At 59.2% G+C, this 21,127-nt stretch carries 21 protein-coding genes and 1 tRNA gene; 13 read left to right on the top strand and 9 right to left on the bottom strand.

Features of this window, described 5'->3' with window-relative positions:
• Nucleotides 1–78: 78 nt before the first annotated feature.
• Nucleotides 79–426, bottom strand: coding sequence for a hypothetical protein (locus AB3G35_RS11475; protein ID WP_016780356.1), 348 nt, complete (start codon nt 424–426; stop codon nt 79–81).
• Between the two features lie 234 nt (nt 427–660).
• On the opposite strand from AB3G35_RS11475, the gene AB3G35_RS11480 reads away from it, so the two are divergent.
• Nucleotides 661–1,479 carry a shikimate 5-dehydrogenase gene (locus AB3G35_RS11480; RefSeq protein ID WP_016780357.1) on the top strand — a complete coding sequence of 273 codons (819 nt, stop codon included), beginning with the start codon at nt 661–663 and terminating at the stop codon, nt 1,477–1,479.
• Between the two features lie 27 nt (nt 1,480–1,506).
• Here AB3G35_RS11480 and AB3G35_RS11485 read toward each other — a convergent pair whose 3' ends face one another.
• Nucleotides 1,507–2,178, bottom strand: coding sequence for a YceH family protein (locus tag AB3G35_RS11485; protein WP_086796258.1), 672 nt, complete (start codon nt 2,176–2,178; stop codon nt 1,507–1,509).
• Between the two features lie 101 nt (nt 2,179–2,279).
• Nucleotides 2,280–3,587 carry an MFS transporter gene (locus tag AB3G35_RS11490; RefSeq protein ID WP_134050514.1) on the bottom strand — a complete coding sequence of 436 codons (1,308 nt, stop codon included), beginning with the start codon at nt 3,585–3,587 and terminating at the stop codon, nt 2,280–2,282.
• Nucleotides 3,588–3,697: 110 nt separating this feature from the next.
• Here AB3G35_RS11490 and AB3G35_RS11495 point away from each other — a divergent pair, with 110 nt between their 5' ends.
• Nucleotides 3,698–4,207, top strand: a complete 510-nt coding sequence (locus AB3G35_RS11495) for a DUF1993 family protein (RefSeq protein WP_106116127.1) — start codon at nt 3,698–3,700, stop codon at nt 4,205–4,207.
• Nucleotides 4,208–4,318: 111 nt separating this feature from the next.
• On the opposite strand, the gene sstT is transcribed toward AB3G35_RS11495, so the two are convergent.
• Entirely contained in the window at nt 4,319–5,551 is a 1,233-nt protein-coding gene (gene sstT, locus AB3G35_RS11500; protein ID WP_095004073.1) for a serine/threonine transporter SstT, read from the bottom strand.
• A 279-nt stretch (nt 5,552–5,830) separates the two neighbouring features.
• Between sstT and AB3G35_RS11505 the strand changes: the two genes are divergently transcribed.
• A complete protein-coding gene (locus tag AB3G35_RS11505) occupies nt 5,831–6,994 on the top strand; it encodes an MFS transporter (RefSeq protein ID WP_016780362.1) in 1,164 nt (387 codons plus the stop codon).
• Here the strand turns inward: AB3G35_RS11505 and nhaR are convergent.
• Complete coding sequence (nhaR, locus tag AB3G35_RS11510; RefSeq protein WP_016780363.1) at nt 6,981–7,880, bottom strand: transcriptional activator NhaR; 900 nt, start codon at nt 7,878–7,880, stop codon at nt 6,981–6,983. The two genes, AB3G35_RS11505 and nhaR, sit on opposite strands and share 14 nt — an antisense overlap.
• Nucleotides 7,881–8,013: 133 nt before the next feature.
• Between nhaR and AB3G35_RS11515 the strand changes: the two genes are divergently transcribed.
• Both AB3G35_RS11515 and AB3G35_RS11520 read left to right on the top strand, forming a co-directional pair.
• Nucleotides 8,014–8,253 carry a hypothetical protein gene (locus tag AB3G35_RS11515; protein ID WP_016780364.1) on the top strand — a complete coding sequence of 80 codons (240 nt, stop codon included), beginning with the start codon at nt 8,014–8,016 and terminating at the stop codon, nt 8,251–8,253.
• Between the two features lie 30 nt (nt 8,254–8,283).
• Nucleotides 8,284–9,039, top strand: a complete 756-nt coding sequence (locus AB3G35_RS11520) for a TerC family protein (protein WP_369782683.1) — start codon at nt 8,284–8,286, stop codon at nt 9,037–9,039.
• Between the two features lie 60 nt (nt 9,040–9,099).
• On the opposite strand, the gene AB3G35_RS11525 is transcribed toward AB3G35_RS11520, so the two are convergent.
• Nucleotides 9,100–9,267, bottom strand: a complete 168-nt coding sequence (locus tag AB3G35_RS11525; RefSeq protein ID WP_016780366.1) for a hypothetical protein — start codon at nt 9,265–9,267, stop codon at nt 9,100–9,102.
• Between the two features lie 266 nt (nt 9,268–9,533).
• On the opposite strand from AB3G35_RS11525, the gene AB3G35_RS11530 reads away from it, so the two are divergent.
• Nucleotides 9,534–10,169, top strand: coding sequence for a hypothetical protein (locus AB3G35_RS11530; RefSeq protein ID WP_016780367.1), 636 nt, complete (start codon nt 9,534–9,536; stop codon nt 10,167–10,169).
• A 127-nt stretch (nt 10,170–10,296) separates the two neighbouring features.
• Here the strand turns inward: AB3G35_RS11530 and AB3G35_RS11535 are convergent, their stop codons facing one another.
• The gene (locus AB3G35_RS11535) at nt 10,297–11,580 is read right to left on the bottom strand and encodes an FAD-binding oxidoreductase (protein WP_016780368.1); all 1,284 of its coding nucleotides are present in this window, start codon (nt 11,578–11,580) and stop codon (nt 10,297–10,299) included.
• A gap of 184 nt (nt 11,581–11,764) precedes the next feature.
• Between AB3G35_RS11535 and AB3G35_RS11540 the strand changes: the two genes are divergently transcribed.
• A tRNA-Val gene (locus AB3G35_RS11540) sits at nt 11,765–11,841 on the top strand.
• Nucleotides 11,842–12,056: 215 nt separating this feature from the next.
• Here AB3G35_RS11540 and AB3G35_RS11545 read toward each other — a convergent pair.
• Entirely contained in the window at nt 12,057–12,605 is a 549-nt protein-coding gene (locus tag AB3G35_RS11545) for a hypothetical protein (RefSeq protein WP_106116130.1), read from the bottom strand.
• Nucleotides 12,606–12,870: 265 nt separating this feature from the next.
• Here AB3G35_RS11545 and AB3G35_RS11550 point away from each other — a divergent pair, with 265 nt between their 5' ends.
• The 3 genes from AB3G35_RS11550 (at nt 12,871) to AB3G35_RS11560 (ending at nt 14,891) form a co-directional block, all read left to right on the top strand.
• Nucleotides 12,871–13,386, top strand: coding sequence for an AAA family ATPase (locus AB3G35_RS11550; RefSeq protein ID WP_340079375.1), 516 nt, complete (start codon nt 12,871–12,873; stop codon nt 13,384–13,386).
• Nucleotides 13,387–13,768: 382 nt separating this feature from the next.
• Nucleotides 13,769–13,996, top strand: coding sequence for a hypothetical protein (locus tag AB3G35_RS11555; protein ID WP_086796266.1), 228 nt, complete (start codon nt 13,769–13,771; stop codon nt 13,994–13,996).
• A 226-nt stretch (nt 13,997–14,222) separates the two neighbouring features.
• On the top strand, nt 14,223–14,891 hold the full coding sequence (locus AB3G35_RS11560) for a DUF3313 domain-containing protein (protein ID WP_086796267.1): 669 nt from the start codon (nt 14,223–14,225) through the stop codon (nt 14,889–14,891).
• A gap of 73 nt (nt 14,892–14,964) precedes the next feature.
• On the opposite strand, the gene AB3G35_RS11565 is transcribed toward AB3G35_RS11560, so the two are convergent.
• Nucleotides 14,965–15,171 carry a hypothetical protein gene (locus AB3G35_RS11565; RefSeq protein WP_016780385.1) on the bottom strand — a complete coding sequence of 69 codons (207 nt, stop codon included), beginning with the start codon at nt 15,169–15,171 and terminating at the stop codon, nt 14,965–14,967.
• Between the two features lie 343 nt (nt 15,172–15,514).
• Between AB3G35_RS11565 and bcsQ the strand changes: the two genes are divergently transcribed.
• Genes bcsQ through bcsB form a run of 3 tightly spaced genes read left to right on the top strand, consistent with a single transcriptional unit; the run spans nt 15,515 to nt 21,119 of the window.
• On the top strand, nt 15,515–16,594 hold the full coding sequence (bcsQ, locus tag AB3G35_RS11570) for a cellulose biosynthesis protein BcsQ (protein WP_369782685.1): 1,080 nt from the start codon (nt 15,515–15,517) through the stop codon (nt 16,592–16,594).
• On the top strand, nt 16,591–18,813 hold the full coding sequence (bcsA, locus tag AB3G35_RS11575; RefSeq protein WP_369782686.1) for a UDP-forming cellulose synthase catalytic subunit: 2,223 nt from the start codon (nt 16,591–16,593) through the stop codon (nt 18,811–18,813). Before bcsQ ends, bcsA begins: the two co-directional genes overlap by 4 nt.
• Nucleotides 18,813–21,119: a cellulose biosynthesis cyclic di-GMP-binding regulatory protein BcsB gene (bcsB, locus tag AB3G35_RS11580; protein WP_369782687.1), complete on the top strand. Its 2,307-nt coding sequence runs from the start codon at nt 18,813–18,815 to the stop codon at nt 21,117–21,119. Before bcsA ends, bcsB begins: the two co-directional genes overlap by 1 nt.
• The last annotated feature ends 8 nt before the right edge of the window (nt 21,120–21,127 follow it).

Consider the following 21,127-nt stretch of genomic DNA (forward strand, 5'->3'; position numbering starts at 1 on the left):
GCCGCAGTACGCGGCACTATGATGTCTCATCCGCGACATTCACATCATCTGTCCGGACCCGTCGGCACTGTGCCGGGGTTACCAGCGTGGCGGGCCGTAATAGCCCCGCGGCGGACCGTAATACACCGGTTGCGGCCGGCCGTAATAGCCCTGATAGTAAACGGGCTGGGGCGGCTGTACATACACCGGTTGCGGTTGGTAATAAACCGGTGGCGCCTGTACATAAACCGGCTGCGGCTGCACATACACCGGTTGTTGCACATACACCGGGCGCTGCTCGTGGCCTGCTATTACCGAGCCAACCACCGCTGCACCCACCACCGCGCCAAAAATTGCAGGCCCTGGCCCCCAGCCACCATGGGCGGATGCCTGCCCTGCGACAGCCAGGGCGCCGATAAGCAAAGCGATTTTGGGGATGCTACGCATCTTGATAATCCTCGAGTTCCAGCCCCGATGTTTCGGCCTGCACCAGGCCGCAGATAAACCCGGGGGTAACATTAAGACCGTGTTTTTTTAAAAAACTGCGAAGTGCCCGAGTAAATTTTGTGTAAGGTTTGCTGGCGCTGAGACGTTTCAGCTCTGGCAGCTGCACTATGATCGAACAATTTTTCCGATACGGCTTGTGCCGTCCATCTAAAAGCCTTCAGCAAGGAGATGAGCATGCAAATGAATCCGAACAAAGACACCCAGCTGTGCATATCGTTGTCAGGTCGACCGGGGAATTTCGGGCTGCGTTTTCATAATCATCTATACGAACAACTGGGCCTGAACTTTTACTACAAGGCTTGCAGCAGCAAGGACCTGGCAGGTGCCGTTACCGGAATCCGCGCCCTGGGCATTCGCGGCTGCGGGGTGTCGATGCCGTTCAAGGAGGCCTGCATCGAGCTGGTGGACGAACTGGATGCATCGGCCCGGGCCATTGCCTCGATCAATACCATCGTCAATACCGACGGCCATCTCAAGGCCTACAACACCGACTACATCGCCATTGCCCAGTTGTTGGACAGCCATAAAGTACCCAAGGACACCACCTTTGCCCTGCGTGGCAGCGGCGGTATGGCCAAGGCCGTGGCTTCGGCATTGCGTGATGGTGGATATCGCAATGGCCTGATCGTTGCGCGTAACGAGGCAACAGGGGCGGCCCTGGCGGCAAGCTGCGGCTATGAATGGCAACCTGAGCTGGGCGCGCAGCGGCCGCACATGCTGATCAACGTGACACCGGTGGGCATGGCGGGCGGGGCTGAAGCCGATGATCTGGCCTTTGCCGCAGAGGCTATCGACAGCGCGGATATCATCTTCGATGTGGTGGCGATCCCGGTTGAAACACCGTTGATCGTGCGTGGTCGTGCCCAGGGCAAGCAGGTCATCACCGGGCTTGAGGTGATTGCCATCCAGGCCCTGGAGCAGTTTGTGCTGTACACCGGCGTTCGCCCCACTGCCGAGCAGTTTCAGGCTGCCGTGGCATTTGCCCGCAGCTGATTACGCTCGCGGGCGGCGTGAAGGGTGTTATTCCAGCTCAGCCAGACGCGCCTCAAGGGCGGCAATCCGCGCTTCGAGGGCTTCAAAACGCTCCAGCGATACGCTTGAACTGCTGCTGCGCTCCGCAGGTTGCTGGCGCGCAGCCATGATCGTGTCGATCTCGGCCGGGTCACCCAGTGCGTGCATGTAACGGTCTTCGCGCTGGCCGCTCTGGCGCGGCACCAGCAGGGCCAGATCACGGGCAATCAGGCGTTCGAGCTGGTGCTGGACCTGTTCGGTGTCTTCAAAATCGTGCATGCGCGAACTGCGGGTCAGCAGCTCGTTGAGGGTTTGCGGCCCCCGCAGGAACAGCAGGCCCAGCAGCACCACTTGCGCAGGCACCAGTTCCAGCGCCTTGTCGACCTTGTGCTCCCAACGATCAGCACGGCTGCCCATTACCAGGCGGGTAAAGCCACGGCCTTCGAGGGCGCGCAGGCTTTGCCCGACCTGGCCCTGGGTCAGGTTGAGCACCGGCTCGCGGCTGGTTTTCTGGTTGCACGCCAGCACCAGGGCATTGAGCGTCAGGGGGTAGGTTTCAGGGTTGGTGGCCTGTTTCTCGATCAAGGAGCCAAGAATGCGGATCTCGGTGCTGTTGAGCAGGGGGCCTGCGTCAGAATCGTTTTTTACGTTTTCTGAAAACTGATCAGCCGGAACGTCCATTTTCATCTCCAATTTGAGTCACCGTTGCCAGCGGCCATTGTGGGGGTTTTTACGCGCTAGAGCGACTGGCATGTGATCGCTGGGGTGTTGCTCATGGTCGCTCAGCGGTTGACCAGCCTGGCGGGCAGGGCGACTACCAGCAGGCAGCTCAGCAGCAGGCAACTGGCGAAGAACCACAACGCCCCGGAACTGCTGCCCGTGACGTCAATGGCGATGCCCATCAGGGAGTTGCTCACCAGCCCGGCAATATTGGCCAGGGAGCAGGCCAGGGCGAAGCCGGTCGCGGCTGCGCGGCCGGTGAGAAAGGTGGCCGGCAAGCTGAAAAACACCGGCACGGCACCGAGGATGGCAGCCGAGGCAATGGCAAAGAGTAGAACGATCGCCAGCAGGTTGTGGCTGAAAAAGGTGCTGGCTGCCATTGCCGTCGCGCCGACCACAAAGGGCACGATGATATGCCAGCGACGTTCGCGATGCCGGTCGCTGCTGGCGCCGATCATCAGCATGCCGATCAGGGCAGCAAGGCTGGGCAGGGCAGTGAGTACGCCAATATGGAAGTTGTCGGTTGCCCCGGCGTTACGGATCAAGGTCGGCATCCAGAAGGCCAGGGCGTAGGCGCTGAGCAGGATGGAGAAGTCGATACCGCCCAGCATCCAGACCTTGAGGTTGAAGAACCCGTCGCGAAAGCCGTACTTGCTGTGCTGGCCCTCTGCGTGGTCCTGACCCAGTTGCTGCTGCAGTAACGATTTTTCGTCGGCGTTCAGCCATGTTGCCGTGTGATGGCTGTCGGGCAGCACCCAGAGGGCCAGGATGCCCAGCAATAAGCTGGGGATCGCCTCGAGCACAAACAGCCACTGCCAGCCGCGCAGCCCCGCGACAGTGTCAAAGGCGCCCATGATCCAGCCCGACAGCGGCCCGCCTACCACACTGGAGAGCGGCATGCCGATCATAAACAGGGCGATGATGCGCCCTCGTCTCTGGGTCGGGAACCAGGTGGTCAGGTAATACAGCACCCCGGGCAGAAAACCCGCCTCGGCAACCCCCAGCAGAAAACGCACGGCATAGAACTGGGTAGGGGTGGTGACCAGCAGGGTGCAGGCCGAGAGCAGGCCCCAGGTGATCATGATCCGTGCGATCCAGACCCTGGCCCCGACCTTCTCCATAAGCAGATTGCTCGGTACTTCGAACAGGATATATCCGACAAAAAACAGCCCCGCGCCCAGGCCATAGGCCGTTTCGCTGAACTGCAGGTCGCCGAGCATCTGCAGTTTGGCGAAACCAATATTGATCCGGTCCAGATAGGCGGCCAGATAGCACAAGCAGAGAAAGGGGATGAGCTTGCGGGTGATCTTGCCATACAGCGCCTGGGCCGTTTCCGCCGCAGGCGCTGTAGAGGGATGAGCAGAGAGCATGTGGGTGTCCCGGGGCTGAGCGTGGGGTTGATCTTCATACACCAGAGGGGCGCTGGCGTGTCTATAATCGGCGCACATTCCATTCCTGCCCACAGACTGTCGAGACTTCCATGACTATCTCCCTGTACGCTGCTTCCGTTCCTGTGTTCAAACAAATGCTCAACGCCCTGAGCGGTGTGCTGGCCAAGGCCGAGGCACACGCCACAGCCAAGAACATCGACCCTAGCGTGTTCTTGCAAGCACGTCTGGCGCCGGACATGTTCCCACTGGTGCGTCAGGTGCAAATCGCAGTTGATTTTACCAAGGGGGTCAGCGGCCGTCTGGCTGAAATCGAATTGCCGAAATACGACGACAGCGAAGTGACCTTTGCTGATCTGCAAGCGTTGATCAGCAAAGTGCTGGCGTTTGTCGAGGGGATCAAGCCTGAGCAAATCGACGGCAAGGAAGGCATTGAAATCATCACCCGCCAGGGCACGCCGAAAGAAAAACGCTTTAGCGGCCAGGCTTACCTGCTGACTTATGGCCTGCCGCAGTTCTTCTTCCATGTGACCACGGCTTACGCCATCCTGCGGCACAATGGCGTTGAAATCGGCAAGCGCGATTACATGGGCGCTTTCTAAGCAAGCGCACTGTGCCAGCACCCCGGTCATTCAGACAGACCGGGTTGTAAGCAAGCCAGCACCCGGTTTATTGGTGCCCTTTAAACCGGGTGCTGGCCCGCCCCACTTGCCTCAACCCTGTTGCAGGGGCTGATCTTCCTTGGCCATGCAGGCCGCAGCTGTGAACAGCACATCGGTGGAGGAGTTGAGTGCGGTTTCCGCCGAGTCCTGCAAGATGCCGATAATGAAACCCACGGCCACTACCTGCATGGCAATCTCGCTCGGGATACCGAACAGGCTGCATGCCAGCGGAATCAACAGCAGCGAGCCGCCCGCCACACCCGATGCGCCGCAGGCGCAAATGGCCGCCACCACACTCAACAGGATGGCTGTCGGAATATCCACCTCGATCCCCAGCGTATGCACGGCCGCCAGGCTCAGTACCGTGATGGTAATCGCCGCGCCCGCCATATTGATGGTGGCACCCAGCGGGATGGACACCGAGTAGGTGTCTTCATGCAAGCCCAGTCGCTCGCTTAACGCCATGTTCACCGGGATATTGGCCGCCGAACTGCGGGTGAAAAACGCGGTAATCCCACTTTCACGCAGGCACAAAAACACCAGCGGATAAGGGTTGCGACGCAGCTTCCAGAACACGATCAGCGGGTTGACCACCAGCGCCACAAACAGCATGCAGCCGATCAGCACCGTGAGCAGGTGCAGGTAGCCGAGCAGGGCGCCGAAGCCTGAAGAGGCGAGGGTGGCAGCCACCAGGCCGAAGATGCCCAGCGGGGCAAAGCGGATCACCACACGCACGATCAGGGTGACACCGTTGGACAGGTCATTGAGCACGGTGCGGGTTGTGTCGCCAGCATGGCGGATTGCAATGCCCATGCCGATGGCCCACGCCAGGATGCCGATAAAGTTGGCATTCATCAGCGCACTGACCGGGTTGTCGACCACGCTCAGCAACAGGCTTTGCAGTACTTCGCTGATACCGCCAGGGGCGGTGATGGCAATGTTTTCGGTGGCCAGCACCAGATTCGACGGGAACAGCATGCTGGCGATAACGGCCACCACGGCTGCAGCAAAGGTGCCAAACAGGTACAGCACCAGAATCGGGCGGATATGGGTTTCCTGGCCGTGCTTGTGGTTGGCAATCGAGGCCATGACCAGCACAAACACCAGAATCGGTGCAACGGCTTTCAGGGCGCTGACAAACACCTTGCCAATAAAGGCCACCGAAAGCGCTGCCGAGGGCGCAAGCCAGGCCAGCAAAATACCGGCGAGCAGACCGATCACAATCTGGGTCACCAGGCTGGTGCGCTTGAGCTTTTGCAGCAGGGTAGGTGGAGCGTCAGTCATAAGGGTTTCTCTAGTTGTTCTGGGTAGTGCATTGAAAAACTGTGGGGCGATCAGCGGCAAACGGGCAGGCTGATCGACGCAAGTCGGCGGGATGCGAACTTTATCATAGACGTGTAGGGGCTTTCCTACGCAGGGGCAATCTGCCACATCCGTACAGGGGAGGTGGCGGGTGAAATGGCCGCACCCCGCAGCATTCTGTTACCATTGCCTATCCCCCCTTTTCTTCAAATCAGCGGGCCTTTCGGGCTTTCGCTGGCCTCGTTGTCTCTGGAGTTATTCATGCTGTTGCCCATCCTGCTGCTGTCCGCGGCCGGCTTTACCGTGCTCACCACCGAGTTTGTCATCGTCGGCCTGCTGCCTTCGATTGCCCGCGACCTTGAAGTCAGCGTGCCCCAGGCAGGTTTGCTGGTGACCTTGTTCGCCTTCACGGTTGCGGCCCTTGGGCCTTTTTTGACCGCCTACTTTTCGCGCTTTGAGCGCAAGCGCCTGTTTATCTCGATTCTGCTGATGTTCGCTTTTGCCAATACCGTGGCGGCGCTGGCGCCCAATATCTGGGTGATGGCTTTTGCCCGGCTGCTGCCGGCATTGGGCTTGCCGGTGTTCTGGGCGTTGGCCAGTGAAACGGCAGTGGATATCGTCGGCCCGGATTACGCCGGGCGGGCGATTGCCAAAATCGGTTTCGGTATTGTCTGTGCGACGGTGTTTGGTATCCCGGTAGGCACTTTGATCTCGGATGCCTGGGGCTGGCGCAGTGCCTTCGGCATTTTGGCCGCTGTCGCCCTGGCCAAGGCCTTGCTGTTGTGGCTGTATTTGCCCGTGACTCGGGTGGTGAAAGAGCATGTCACCTTGAGCTCACAGTTTGCCCTGCTGCGCAGCCCGCTGATGATCGGCCATATCGTGCTGTCAGTGCTGGTGTTCAGCGGCATGTTTACGGCCTACACCTATCTGGCTGATATCCTTGAGCGTCTGGCAGGTTTTGACGGCACGCTGGTGGGGTGGTGCCTGATGGGCTTTGGCGCCGTCGGCCTGATCGGTAATTCCCTGGGCGGGCGCATGGTGGATCGTCATCCGCTGATCGCTTCGATGGTGTTTTGTGCCTTTATGATTGGCGGCCTGGTGGCGCTGGTGCCGAGCATTCACTCAACCCTGGGCCTGGCGGCGGCGATGGGCATCTGGGGGGTGACGCAGGCTGCGATGTTTCTGGTCAGCCATGTACGGCTGATGAAAGTTGCCCCTCATGCCCCGGCATTTGCCGCGTCGCTGAACATTGCCGGGGCCAACCTGGGGATCGGCCTGGGCGCCATGATTGGTGGCCGGGTTATCGATAACTATGGCCTGGGCAGCCTGGGGTTTGCTGCCGCCGGGTTTATCCTGATCTCGATTCTGCTGGCCTTGTTGCTGATGACCGCCAAGGTGCGCCCTGCCTGCGCTAGCGCGGGGTAAACAACTCGCGCCGCGCCCCCTCGGTAATCGCAACGATGCCGGGGTGGCGGATCTTGCGCTCCACGGTAATGGCGTAGAACGATTCGGTGACCGCCTCGGTGTGGCCGATCAGCTCAACATCAAACTGGCGTATCACCTCCTGGGCAATCACGCTGGGCGCGATAAATACGCCGATCCCGGACTGGCCGAAAGCCTGCATGAGTGCGCTGTCGTCAAACTCGCCAACAATTCGCGGCTGTATCTGCTGCTCGGCCAGCCAGCGCAGCAGGCGGCTGCGAAGCATGGTTTCGGGTCCTGGAATCAGAAGTGGCGCGCCTTGCAGGCAGTGCGGGAAGTTTTCGGCATAGTCTTTGGCAAGTGTCGCAGTGGCAAAAAAGCTGATACCGCATTCGCCCAGTTTCTGGCTAAAACCTTTGATATCGAGGTGCGAAGGCATGGGGCTGTCGGAAATCACCAGATCCAGTCGTTGAATCGCCAGGTCTGCCAGTAGCCGATCGAGCTTGTCCTCGCGGCAGGTAATGCGAATCGGTTTATCCAGCTCCATCGTCGGCGCAATCAGGCGATACACAATCGACTTGGGTACCACATCGGCCACGCCCACCCGAAACAGGATCTGCTGCTCCTTGGGCGCCATGCGCAACATGCTCTCCAGTTCACTGCCGACCTGAAAGATCTGCTCGGCATAAGGCAACACTTGCCGACCGGTCTCGGTCAGCTCCAGTTGCCGCCCGACCCGGCGAAACAATGGCAGGCCGTAAGTATCCTCGAGCAGGCTGATTTGCCCGCTGATGGTCTGCGGCGTGAGGTTGAGCTGCTCGCATGCACGGACAATGCTGCCGGTTTTGGCAACCACCCAAAAGTAATGGAGCTGGCGGTAATTAAGCATCAGCGTAGTAACACTTCGTAAAAACCGAAGTATAGCGCTTAAAAATACGAATTTTCCTGAAGTGTTAGCTTCTCTAGAATCACGCGTTATGCGCAAGCCACTCCGGTGGCCGCCGGTTTAGAGGAATACAAGCATGAACATCAAGAAATCAGCTGTTGCAGTGCTGTTGTCGGCAGGTTTGCTGGCGATCGCGGGTTGCGACCAGGCGGAAAAAGCCGCGCAACAAATGCTGAGTAAAACAGCTGAGTCCGCCAAGCAGGCAATTGACGACACCCACAAGGCCGCTGAACAAGCACTGAGCGAAGCTACCGGAGGGCTGATCGAAAAAGAAAAGCCTGAGCAAGAAAAAGAACAATCTTCCCAAGCCATTTAACGTGTCTTAACGCAGAGTCCGAACACACCTATGGAATATCTTTTACAACTGGCTGCCAGCCCCGCAGCCTGGATCGCTTTGGCCACGTTGATCGTGATGGAAATCGTGCTGGGCATCGATAACCTGATCTTTATCTCGATTCTGACCAACAAGCTGCCGGAGCAATACCGCACCAAGGCCCGCCGTATCGGTATCGGCATGGCGCTGATCCTGCGTCTGGGCTTGCTGGGTACCATTGCCTACATCGTTCAGTTGACCACGCCGGTGTTTGAAGTGCTGGGCAAGGCCTTTTCGTGGAAGGACATGATCTTGATTGCCGGTGGCCTGTTCCTGGTGTGGAAAGCCACCAGTGAAATTCACCACAGCATGACGCCACAGGTGGAAGAAAAAACCGACAGTGTGACGTCGAAAGTCACCTTGGGCTTTGCCGCTGCCATCGGCCAGATCCTGATGCTCGACCTGGTGTTTTCCATCGACAGCATCATTACCGCAGTGGGCATGACCGAGCACTTGCCGATCATGGTGATTGCTGTGGTGGTAGCGGTGATGGTGATGCTGCTGGCTTCGGAGCCTTTGGCCAAGTTCATCAACGACAACCCGACCGTCGTGATGCTGGCCCTGGCCTTCCTGATCATGATCGGCATGACCCTGATCGCCGAAGGTTTCGGTGCCCATGTGCCTAAAGGTTATGTGTATGCCGCGATGGCGTTCTCGGCCACGGTTGAAACCTTGAACATTGTGGCGCGTCAGATCCGCGAAAAACGTCAGGCTGCCTTGGTGAAATAATCGCAGCTTGTAATAAAAAAGCCGCTTGCCCTGATCAGGGTGAGCGGCTTTTTTGTGCGATCAATGTGCGTTGACGGCGCCAACCACAGGTTTTTCCGGCGCTTCTTCAGGTTTTGCCTGCACCTGCGGGTGATGATGGCGGCTAATACGCATCAGGCCCCAGAGCATGGCCCCGGCGACGGCCAGCCAGCCGGCGATCAGCAGGAAAATAGTCAGTATCGGGCTCATCAGTGCCTCCTTTGCCCCCTACGGGCTCAAACACACGCTAAGCAGATGACAGTCTAGTCTGTGCGATGTTGCAGTCTATTGACCGAAGGTCGTGTAGGACTAATCGATTCGCTCTATACCAACCATTGGGCTGTGGCTTAAGGCTATACCTCGCATTATTGGCGCCCTATGATTGACGCTCATGGCGGGCTTTGAGGCCTGGCGTTCATTTAAGGCGAGGGAATATGCAGGCAGTTTCTGGGTCAAGATCGGCGCGGCTGTGGTTGATGGGTTTGTTTGCGTTGGTGATGGTGGGCTGCGCCAGTGTCGAATCCCCCGAGTTACGACGCTTGCCAGAACGGGTAGAACTGAACGGCGTGCCGTTTTTCCGCGGCAATGCCAACCAGGGGGCACCGCAAACCTTGGCGGGTATGCTGGGTGAGCAAAAAGTGCGCATCACCCCGGGGCTTTTGGTCAAGCCGCTGGGGTTGCCGGGGGCCGAAGACTCGTTGCAAGGTAATATCGAGCAGCTAGCGGCGGGTTACGGGCTGATGGTGTACCCGCTGGACAAATCCCTTTCTGCGCTGCTGACCCAAGTGGCGGCGGGCTACCCGGTGATGCTGCGATTTAGCGACGGCACAGTGTGGTCCGAGCCGCGCTACGCCATGCTGGTGGGTTACAACCGCGCCAAAGGCACGGTGTTGCTGCGCTCAGGCATGGAGCGTCGGCGGTTGATGGACTTCAGCAAATTCGAGTCGGCGTGGAAGGATGCTGGCGGCTGGGCGGTGCTGATCCTGTCGCCCACCCAGTTGCCGGCCAGTGTGGACAAGGGTCGCTGGCTGAAGGTGGCGAACGACCTGTCCCGTGCGGGGCAGGAACAGGCCGGCGCTACGGCGATCAAGACCCTGCAATCCCAAAAGTAAGCATTGGCATTACCCTGTGGGAGCGGGCTTGCCCGCGATTCAGACGATGCGGTCATTCAGGCCTACCGCGGCGCGGCCATCGCGGGCAAGCCCGGCTCCCACAGAAACTGCGCCGTTGCCACAAAAATCAGAACCCGAACTTGTCCCGCAGGCTGTAGTACCAAGCACCCAAAGCAGTCAGCGGTGTACGCAATAGTTGCCCGCCGGGGAAAGGGTAGTGGGGCAAGTCGGCAAACGCATCAAAACGCTCAGCCTGCCCGCGCAGGGCTTCAGCCAGCACCTTGCCGGCCAGATGGGTATAGGTCACGCCATGCCCGCTGCAACCTTGTGAATAATAGATGTTGTCACCGATACGGCCGACCTGGGGCAGGCGTGACAGTGTCAGCAGGAAATTGCCCGTCCATGCGTAGTCAATTTTCACATCCTTGAGCTGCGGGAAAGCCTTGAGCATTTTCGGCCGGATAATCGCTTCGATATTGGCCGGATCCCGCGCGCCGTACACCACGCCACCACCGAAAATCAGGCGCTTGTCACCCGATAGGCGATAGTAGTCGAGTAAATAGTTACAGTCCTCGACGCAATAGTCCTGTGGCAACAGGGTGTTGGCCAGCTCATCACCCAGAGGCTCGGTGGTGATCACCTGGGTACCGCACGGCATGGACTTGGACGCCAGCTCCGGTACCAGATTGCCCAGGTAGGCATTGCCCGCGACGATAATGAACTTGGCCCGCACCTTGCCCTGGGGTGTATGCACCACAGGATTGGCGCCGCGCTCAATGCGTACAGCGGGAGACTGCTCATAAATGGTGCCGCCCAGGGACTCGACAGCCGCGGCCTCACCCAGCGCCAGATTGAGCGGGTGAATGTGCCCGCCGCTCATGTCCAGCAGGCCGCCCTGATACTGGTCACAGGCCACCACCTCACGGATCCGGCGCTGATCCAGCAGCTCCAGCGACGTGTTGCCATAGCGTTCCCAGAGCTTCTTCTGGGCCTCCAGATGGCCCATCTGCTTGGCGGTGATGGCAGCGAATACACCGCCGTCCTTCAAATCACACTGGATCTGATACTTGGCCACACGCTCACGAATGATCTTGCCGCCTTCAAAGGCCATTTGCCCCAGCAACTGAGCCTGCTTGGCGCCGACAGTGCGTTCGATCACATCGATATCGCGGCTATAACTGTTAACGATCTGCCCGCCGTTGCGCCCCGAAGCGCCGAACCCCACTTTCGCGGCCTCCAGAACAGTGACCTTGAAACCGGCCTCCAGCAGGAACAGCGCACTCGACAGCCCGGTATAGCCTGCGCCGATAACGCACACGTCCGTTTCCACCTCGCCCTGCAGGGCGGGGCGCTCGGGTGCGGGATTAGCGGAAGCTGCATAGTAGGACTGGGGGTAGGGAGTGTTCGACATTCTGCAGCCTCTGTTTTATATTTTTTACGAGTGAAGTCGATGCTACCTGAGTTGAAAACGGCCCGCCAGCCACCGGAGGGTGAGTGTTTTCGGGTTAAAAATAAAAAATTCGACTATTCATAGGGTTAGCTGCAAAAAAGGTGTTGACACCCCTCCGCAAATCTATAGAATGCGACCCCACAGCAGGCACGTAGCTCAGTTGGTTAGAGCACCACCTTGACATGGTGGGGGTCGTTGGTTCGAGTCCAATCGCGCCTACCAAACAAAATCCGCTCTGCTGGGCGGTCTGGAAGGGCTCACCGAAAGGTGGGCCCTTTTTTGTTGTCTGCGATTTGCAAAACTTTTGCAAAACCCCCACCTCAGAACGCCAAATCAGCTCCCACCTCCAGGTACTCGATACCTTTCTCTGTGTGCCCGTCCTGATGGTGTTTGCTTGCCTTCGCGTGCGTGTGCCGCATCACGGCTTATCAAGGGGTTTAGAACAGCGCATAGCTGTAGATTGTGCCGGGAATGTGGTTGATGGCTGTGCGCGATTGGTAATACGACAGTGCCGTCCCAGACATTTTTGACTCAATCAGTTCTGGCAGATCAATTTCATCATCGGTCTGGAAAATGCCTAGCGCCCAATAGGAACGCAGGTCTATTTCGGATTTCCTGATTTTTGCAACTTTCTTCAAGTCGCTAATCATATTGGCGATGCAGTTACCTAGCTGCTGGTGTTGCTTGATTTCAAGCGCAAGATACCGATCTGCAGCCCAGTGTTTTTTTCTAATGATGAAGTCAGGCCTCAAGAAGGCGCGCTCTCTCTCCATACGATAGTCGAACTCAAACGGGTACTCGCGCGACCATTCGGGTTCTGATTCATGCTCTGTAAGAAATCGAGCAAACTCCACCTGAAACCAGATTTCCCAGCCAGTGATGTCTTGCGCTGCAATAACCTTGAAGGCCGATTGCAGGCTGCGCTGTTTGAAGAACTTTGCGAGCAGCTCGCTCACGTATTCGAAGTCCACTTGCGGCTTTTTCATGATTGTTCTCTGGGCGCGTGGCTGGGATAGCGGCGTTAAAACGGCGCGTAGAGATACAGGCATTGTGCCACTATTTCAAGCGGCAGAGACGGCGGTGTGCTGTCGCTTGTTCTGTTCGGTTGGGTGGCCTGCCGTTCTTTCTCTGCGGGCGTTGGCGCCTGCTGCAAGGTTCGTTTGCGCATAACCGGGCCGGTTGCCCATCGGCCATAGGCACAGGTTGGCGCGTGTATAAAGGGCAGTCACCAGACTCATTCAAGGACATAACATGCTTATTGTCTTCAGCGGCCTTCCAGGCACCGGCAAAACCACTCTTGCAAGGGATCTTGCCAGTCGAGCAGGGGCCGTGTACCTGCGGGTCGATACCATCGAGCAGGCTATTCGTAACGCCGGCGTTCTGGCAAAAGGCGTGGGCACGAGCGGTTACAAGGTCGCCAATGAGCTTGCCCTGAGCAATCTTGGTTTCGGTCACACGGTGATCGTTGATTGTGTAAACCCGGTCGCTGAAAGCCGAAAGGCATGGGCCGACATCGCTAAATGCGCTGAGGTGCCCTTGGTCAATATCCAGGTGATCTGTTCTGACAGGCACGAGCATCAGCGCCGTGTGGAAACCAGGGTGAGTGATATACCCGGCTTGATACCGCCCACCTGGCAGTCTGTTCTCGATCATGAGTATGAGGCGTGGGTCAGCGCGCCATTTTGCATAGACACCGCCCGCACCTCTCAGGCGCAGGCCGTGGTGCTGATTGCGGAACGGTTTTTATCCGGGCCGCCCCTGGGCTGAAAGTGGTTGGTGCATCCCGGTGCTTCTGACGCCGGGTTTTTGTCCGCATCGGAGTGGGATCTGCCCGCGGATCACACTCCGATGCGACCTCCCTTGAGGGATCGGGCAGTTAGCGACAGGCTGTCGTTGGCGCTGGTTGTTCGGTATGGGCCTATACCTGTAATTGAAGCTGGATCAGGTTAGTTTGCACTGCTTTTTGCAGGTTTATTTATCGTTGATTGGCATCTCGCGACCCAAGCCTGAATGGGGCGCCGGTGCAAGTGACTGGACCAGGCAGGACCTCTGTTCCAGGGCGCATTTGTTGCCAGGGATGTAGCAGGTGACGAGGAATTATTGGGCGTTTTTGCGGTCATATTTATGACCTTTCTTTCAGGACGCTCACATGAAGCGCACAACCCTATTGATCCTGGCCGCCTCTGGCGCTTTCTTGCTCGGCGGCTGCGTGCCGATCTGGGACGACGGTGGCCGGCATGGCCATGATCGCGGTTACGACTCGGGCCGGGGATACGACCGGGGGCACGATGATCGGGGTTATGACCGCGGCTACGATCGTCGCGACAATGATCACCGGTATGACCGCAACCGCGAGCGTGACGACAGGGACGACTGATCCTCTGGCTGTCTGTGCGCAGCGTGTCAGGCACGCTGCGCTTGCTTGACCATCCCCCGTCATTTGTTTCATCCCTGCAACATCCTTGCTTCCCGGAAATAAACCGGACATCTGCCAGCAATTGCGCTCAGGCAAGCTGCGCGCAATTGGCCCTGTCGCGCTCGTTCAGGCGCCCCGGGCTGATCAGAACCCTCCTGTAAAACACCGTTCCGGGAATTCCTGCTCCATGCGAACCAGTCGTTCACTGCCGTTGCTGGCTGCCTTGTCCATTTTGCTTACGGCCTGTGCCAGCAAAACCATCCCGCCCGAAGACTATTCGGGTTTTCTGTCCGACTACAGCCAGCTGACGCAAAAGCAGTTGCCGTCCGGGCAGGCCGTGCTGTCCTGGGTAAGTCCTGACCTGGATATCAGCCATTACACCGGTGTCTATATCGAGCCAAGCCAGCTTTACCCGTGGGTGCTACCGACCGGGCGGGGGCCGCAGGCCACGCTGTCAGCTGTGACCGGATATTACGATGCTGCGCTCAAGCGCGAACTGGGCAAGGTCATGAACGTTGTCGCGGCCCCGGGCCCTGGCACGCTGATCGTCAGGCCGGCGATTGTCTCGCTGTCGGCAAGTACCCAGGGCCTGCGGTTTTACGAGTACTTGCCGGTGACCCTGCTCGCCGCAGGTGTCAGCACGGCCGCCGGAATACGCGACCAGGACAGTGAAATCAGTACCGAGATAGCCGTGATCGATGCCACCGATCAACAGGTGGTCGCGCAAGTGGTGCGCAAGGGGACGGGGCTGACCCTGGAAAATGATTCGCAGATCATGACGCTGGATGACTTCAAGTGGGTGCTCGATGGCTGGGCGCTGGATATGCGCCGCGAATACTTGTCCAGCCGCCATTAAGAGCCGGTCAAGTGTTGCAACAGGGCTCGCCGCCAGGCGGGCTTTTTTTTTGCCTGCGATATATGTGCTTCCCTCACACGACTTCAAGTGCAGCCTGAATCTGATCGGCGTACTTGTTCAGGTTATTCATCTCCGTCTGCAACTGCCCGGAACTGGCTGAGTTTAAAACCTTGGCCTGGATCAAGGTCAACGCAGCAGCGACGGCCAGTTCTCGTTTGCCTTCCGGGCTGGCAGCACCAAAAGGGGTATCGCCCCTGAGGTTTTTGAAGTGCTCAGACATGATGCTCTCCTTATCGTTGCGGGTTCGAAACCTGCCATTACCGGCAACCGGTAATACCTAAAGTTTAGGGCAGTTTCCTGCGTCTGTACGCGTCTATCTCGCCCTGTAAAAGCCCTGCCATTACAAAAGTTTGGGTGGATGTGCTGAGGGCTAGGCGAGTAGCGCCAAATAAAAAATTGTCTATTTCGTCAATAAAATGGCTAATAACCCAATTATTTGTCCTTGTAATGACGAGATTAATGCAATTTTGTTCAATTTATTGACGATGTCATTGTGATGGCTTATTTTGGCGCCCTGTTGCTGGCCATGCGTCGTGAATACTCAGTGCGGAAGGAACCTACTAATGAGTCGTACAGACGACATATCGAATTTGTTCAGCAGGTTCGGCGCAACTTCGGACAGCTATCACGAGTTTGACAGCCAGTTCGATTACCCCAATACACCCCCAGCCCAGGTTAAATCCCCGCTGCCTGCTCAAGCTGCGGCCCCTGTACCGGTTGGCCTGCCGCTGGTTGCACCCGCTCAGGAGGTGTCGGTGCAACCTGAAGTGCAGGCGCCGCTGATGAGCTCTGCCGACGTTGCAACCCCGCTGCGTAATTTGCTCGCCGAAGTGGCACTGGCCCGTCAGGCCGAGACCCAGTCTTTGCAGGCGCAATTGCGCACACCGCAGTGCAAGGCCCGTGTCGTCGTGCTGGTCTCGGCCAAGGGCGGCGTTGGCAAGACCACGCTGGCCGCCAGCCTGGCCAGCAGCGTGCGCCTTGAGGGCGGCAAGACCCTGGCCATTGACCTTGATCCACAAAATGCCCTGCATCATCACCTCGGGATTGCATCCGGCGTGACCGGCATGGGCAGTACCCACTGGAGCAGCCATCTGCAGCAGGGCTTCAACGACGTGCAAGTGTTGCCCTACGGCGTGTTGAGTGATGAGCAGCACTGTGCCCTGGAGCGCGAAATGAGCCAGGACCGCCACTGGCTGGCCCGGCAACTGGAGCGCATGGCGCTGGGCACGCATGACCTGGTGATTGTCGATACGCCCAGCGGTCGCTCGGCATATCTGCAGCAGGCGCTGGACGTGGCCGATCAGGTACTGGTGGTCACTGCCGCCGATGCGGCCAGTTTTATTGCCTTGGAACATATGGACCGCCTGCTGGGTGCCGACGTTGCGCGCAGTTATGTGGTCAATCGGTTTGAGCCCGACCGTGAGTTTTCCCGCGACATGCTCCAAGTGCTCAAGCGCCGCCTGGGTGCTCAGTTAATGGCAGTGGTTGTAGAGGATCATAGCTTTGGCGAGGCCCTGGCGTATGGCCACAACCCGCTTGCAGCGCCAGCCGGGTCTGCAGGCGGGGAAGGGGTTTTGCAGCTTGGCGAGCAACTCAAAACCGTCTTGCAAAGCACCCGTGCGGCGGGGATATCCGCCCCATGAGCCAGTCAGGCAGTGCCCCCCGGGGGGCGCAAAGCCGTTTTCAGCGTTGGGCCCAGGCGCTGTCTGATCGCCTTGATCAGTGGCCAGTGGCGGCACGCCGTGCGCTGCTGGCCGGCACCGCCGTAGTTTGCGGGCTTTTGGGCCTGCTGATCATTACCGCACCGTTCGATTTCTATGCGCAGTGCCTCTTTGCCAGCGGCTGCTTTGTTGCCGCATTGGTGCTGCGCAGAGTTCCCGGGCGCCTGACCATCCTGATCATGATCGGCCTGTCACTCACGGCCTCGCTGCGCTACATGTACTGGCGACTGACCGAAACCCTGGGGTTCGACGACTGGGTCGACATGGTGTTCGGCTACGGCCTGGTGCTGGCCGAAATCTATGCCCTGGTGGTGCTGGTATTCGGCTACCTGCAAACGGCCTGGCCGCTGCGGCGCCAGCCGGTATTGCTCAAGAGCCCGCCAAGCGATTGGCCGGTGGTTGACGTGTTTATCCCGTCATATAACGAAGCCCTCGATATCGTGAAGCTGACCATCTTTGCCGCCCAGGCGATGGACTGGCCCAAAGACAAGTTGCGCGTGCATGTGCTTGATGACGGCCGGCGCGAAGACTTTCGCGAGTTCTGCGAGCAGATCAATGTCAATTACATCACCCGCGACAACAACCGGCATGCCAAGGCCGGCAACCTCAACGAAGCGTTGAAGGTCACCAGCGGTGAATTCGTGGCGTTTTTCGATGCCGACCATGTACCGACCCGATCCTTTCTGCAGGTCAGTATTGGCTGGTTTCTGAAAGACCCGAAGCTGGCGATGCTGCAAACGCCGCACTTTTTCTTTTCTCCGGACCCGTTCGAAAAGAACCTCGACACCTTTCGTTCGGTACCCAACGAAGGCGAACTGTTCTACGGTCTGGTGCAGGACGGTAACGACCTGTGGAACGCCACGTTTTTCTGTGGCTCCTGTGCGGTGATCCGCCGCAAGCCGCTGATGGAAGTCGGCGGGGTGGCGGTCGAAACCGTGACCGAAGATGCCCATACCGCGCTCAAGCTCAACCGCGCCGGCTATAACACCGCCTACCTGGCGATTCCGCAGGCGGCGGGGCTGGCCACTGAAAGCCTGTCGAGCCATATCAGCCAGCGGATCCGCTGGGCACGGGGCATGGCGCAGATTTTCCGTACCGATAACCCGTTGTTTGGCAAGGGCCTGAACCTGGGGCAGCGGCTGTGCTACCTCAATGCGATGCTGCACTTTTTCTACGGTCTGCCGCGCCTGGTGTTTTTGACCGCGCCGCTGGCCTTTCTGTTTTTTGACGCGCAAATCTTCCACGCTGCCGGGTTGATGATCACGGCCTATGCCTTACCGCATATTTTCCATGCCAGCCTGACCAACTCCACCATCCAGGGGCGGTTTCGGCATTCATTCTGGAACGAGGTCTACGAGACGGTACTGGCCTGGTACATCATGGGCCCGGTGCTGGTGGCGCTGGTCAACCCCAAAAGGGGTGGGTTCAATGTCACCAACAAGGGCGGGATCATCGATGAGAAATTCTTCGACTGGAAGCTCGCCCGCCCGTATATCGTGCTGTTGACCCTGAATATGGCGGGCCTGGCCTGGGGGTTGTTGCGGCTGGCCCTGGGCGAAGAGGGCGCCACCACCACGTTGCTGATCAACCTGGTGTGGACGCTGTACAACGTCATCATCACCAGTGCCGCCGTGGCGGTGGCCAGTGAAACCCGGCAAATCCGTGCCGAACCCCGGGTTGCTGCGCAATTGCCGGCGCGTTTGACCCGCGCTGATGGCAGCGTGATCGAGGGCATGACCCAGGACTTCTCGCAAAAAGGCGTGGGCCTGCGCTTACCCGAGGGGGTCAATGTGCCCCAGGGCGAGCGGGTGCAGATCTCGCTGTTTCGCAACCAGCACCTGAGCGTGTTCCCGGCGGTGATTGTATTTAGCCGCGGCGAATTGCTCGGCGCCCAGTTCGATGCCCTGAGCCTGCGCCAACAAAGCGATCTGGTGCGCCTGACATTCTCTCGCGCCGATACCTGGGCCTCGACCTGGGGTCGCGGGCAGGTCGACACCCCGATGGTGGCCTTGCGCGAAGTCAGCCGCATCGGCCTGCGCGGTATTCACGAACTCTTCAAAGCCTCGGCCATGGAAGTGCGCAGCCTGCTGCGCCGTCGCCGCGTCACCCCATCCACGCTAGAAAATGTCCTGGACAAGTGATGATCCCAATTCCTTCAGCCTTCGCCAATGTGCGCCAGCCGCGCCGCGCCTTGGCCCGCCTGGCATGCGCCTTGCTGGCTGCGTGCGCTGGCGCCGCCAGTGCCAACAGCACTGCGCCAGCCCCGGCAGCCGGTGCCACAAGCTACACCGTGACCCTCAAGCAATTGGGCCGCAATTACCCGATGAGCCTGCGCGGGGTAGAGTCCACCGACAGCGTCAGCTTCGATGTGCGTGCCGACTCGATCGTCACCGGTGCCCGCCTCAACCTGCAGTACACCTATTCCCCGGCGCTGCTGGCAGAGCTGTCGCAAATCAACGTGCTGGTCAACGATGAAGTGGCCGCCAGCCTGGCGTTGCCCAAGGACAAGGCCGGGCAACTGCAGCAACAGATGGTGCAGATCCCGGCGCATCTGATTACCGAGTTCAACCGCCTGAGCCTGCAGTTTATCGGGCACTACACCATGAGCTGCGAGGACCCTCAGCACTCCAGCCTGTGGGCCAAGATCAGCAACGCCAGCGAATTGGGCATTGATGTGTCTCCCCTGGTCTTGCCTGACGATCTGGCGATCATGCCGCTGCCGTTCTTTGACCGTCGCGATGCGCGTGCCCTGGACTTGCCGTTTGTATTCGCTGCGGCGCCCGACAATGCCACGCTGGAGGCCGCAGGTGCACTGTCGTCCTGGTTTGGTGCCCAGGCCAGTTATCGCGGTGCGCGATTCACCTCGGCATTCAACCAGATCCCGGCCAGCGGCAATGCCGTGGTATTGCTCAGTGGCCCTGACGCCTTGCAGGTCGGCAGCCTGAGCCTGCCACCCGCCAAAGGGCCGACCCTGACCGTCATGGCCAACCCCAATGACGCCAATGGCAAGCTGCTGGTGCTCAGTGGGCGCGATGGCAGCGAACTCAAACGCGCTGCGACGGCCCTGGTGCTGGGCAACCAGGCCTTGTCGGGCAACAGTGTGGTCATTGAGCGGATGGAGGTGGTGCAGCCACGCAAACCCTATGACGCCCCGAACTGGCTGTCCAGTGATCGCAAGGTGAAACTGGGCGAGTTGCTGCCAGCCAAGGAGCTGAGCGTTTCGGGTTACAACCCGGGCGATATTGTCGTGCCGCTGAACTTTGCCCCGGACCTGTTTACCTGGCGCGATGCAGGGGCGCCGCTGCACCTGAAGTACCGCTACACGCCGCAGGAGCGATCCAATAACTCGTCGCTGATCATCAGCTTCAATGATGCCCTGATGCAGTCGCAGAACCTGTTGTCCCAGGACAAACTCGACAGCGGCGTGCTCAGTGCCCTGCAGTCCGACGACAGCCTTGGCCGTGAAACCACGCTACTGCTGCCGTTGAATTCGGCAGCCCTGCAGTCGCGCCTGCAACTGCGCTACATGTTTGACTACCTCAAGCAGGGCGAATGCAACGACATCATCATCGACAACATGCGCGGGGCCATCGACCCCGAGTCGACCCTTGATGTCAGTGGCTACGACCACTTTATCGCCATGCCCAACCTGGGTGTGTTCAAGGATGCCGGTTTCCCGTTCACCCGTCTGGCGGACTTGTCGCAGACGGCCGTGGTGTTGCCCGATAACGCCGGTACTGCGGACCTGGCGGCCTACCTGACGGTACTCGGCCGCTTTGGTCACGCCACCGGTTACCCGGCGACCGGGGTGCAGGTGCTCCAGGCCGCGCAGGTGGCCAGTGCGGCCAACAAGGATTTGCTGGTGCTGGCGTCCGGCGGCAATCAGCCGTTGCTGGCGCAATGGGCCGATCAGCTGCCGGCCAGCAATGCCGAAGGGCAACTGAGCTTGCACCTGTCCGATCTGCCTATGCGCGTGCGTGACTGGTTAAGCCCGGACCCTGAAGCCAACCTGCGCAGAGCGCGCATGGCGATGGCGTTCTCCGGGGGGGCGAGCAGTACCTACCTGACGGGTTTCGAGTCGCCGCTCAAAAGCGGGCGCAGTGTGGTGGTGCTTGCCAGCAGTCAGCCCCAGGGTTTGGCCGACGTGACCAATGCCCTGATCGGCGGCGAAGACTATACCCAGTCAATCCAGGGCAGCCTGGTGGTGGTGCGCGGCAAAAATATCGAACCGCTGGTGGCTGATGAGCAGTATTACGTCGGCAGCCTGGGGCCGATCAAGTACCTGCAATGGCTGATCTCGCGCCATGTGGTATTGGCGCTGGTGCTCACCGGCCTGGGCCTGATCCTGCTCAGCGGGCTGGCGTATCTGCTGCTGCGGGCGCGGGCCAACCAGCGCTTGCAGGGCGAACCCGAGCGAGAAATCGATGACTCGAAACCTGACGCCTGATGCGCCGG

The sequence above is a fragment of the Pseudomonas sp. WC2401 genome, from assembly GCF_041200115.1.
GTDB lineage: Bacteria > Pseudomonadota > Gammaproteobacteria > Pseudomonadales > Pseudomonadaceae > Aquipseudomonas > Aquipseudomonas fragi.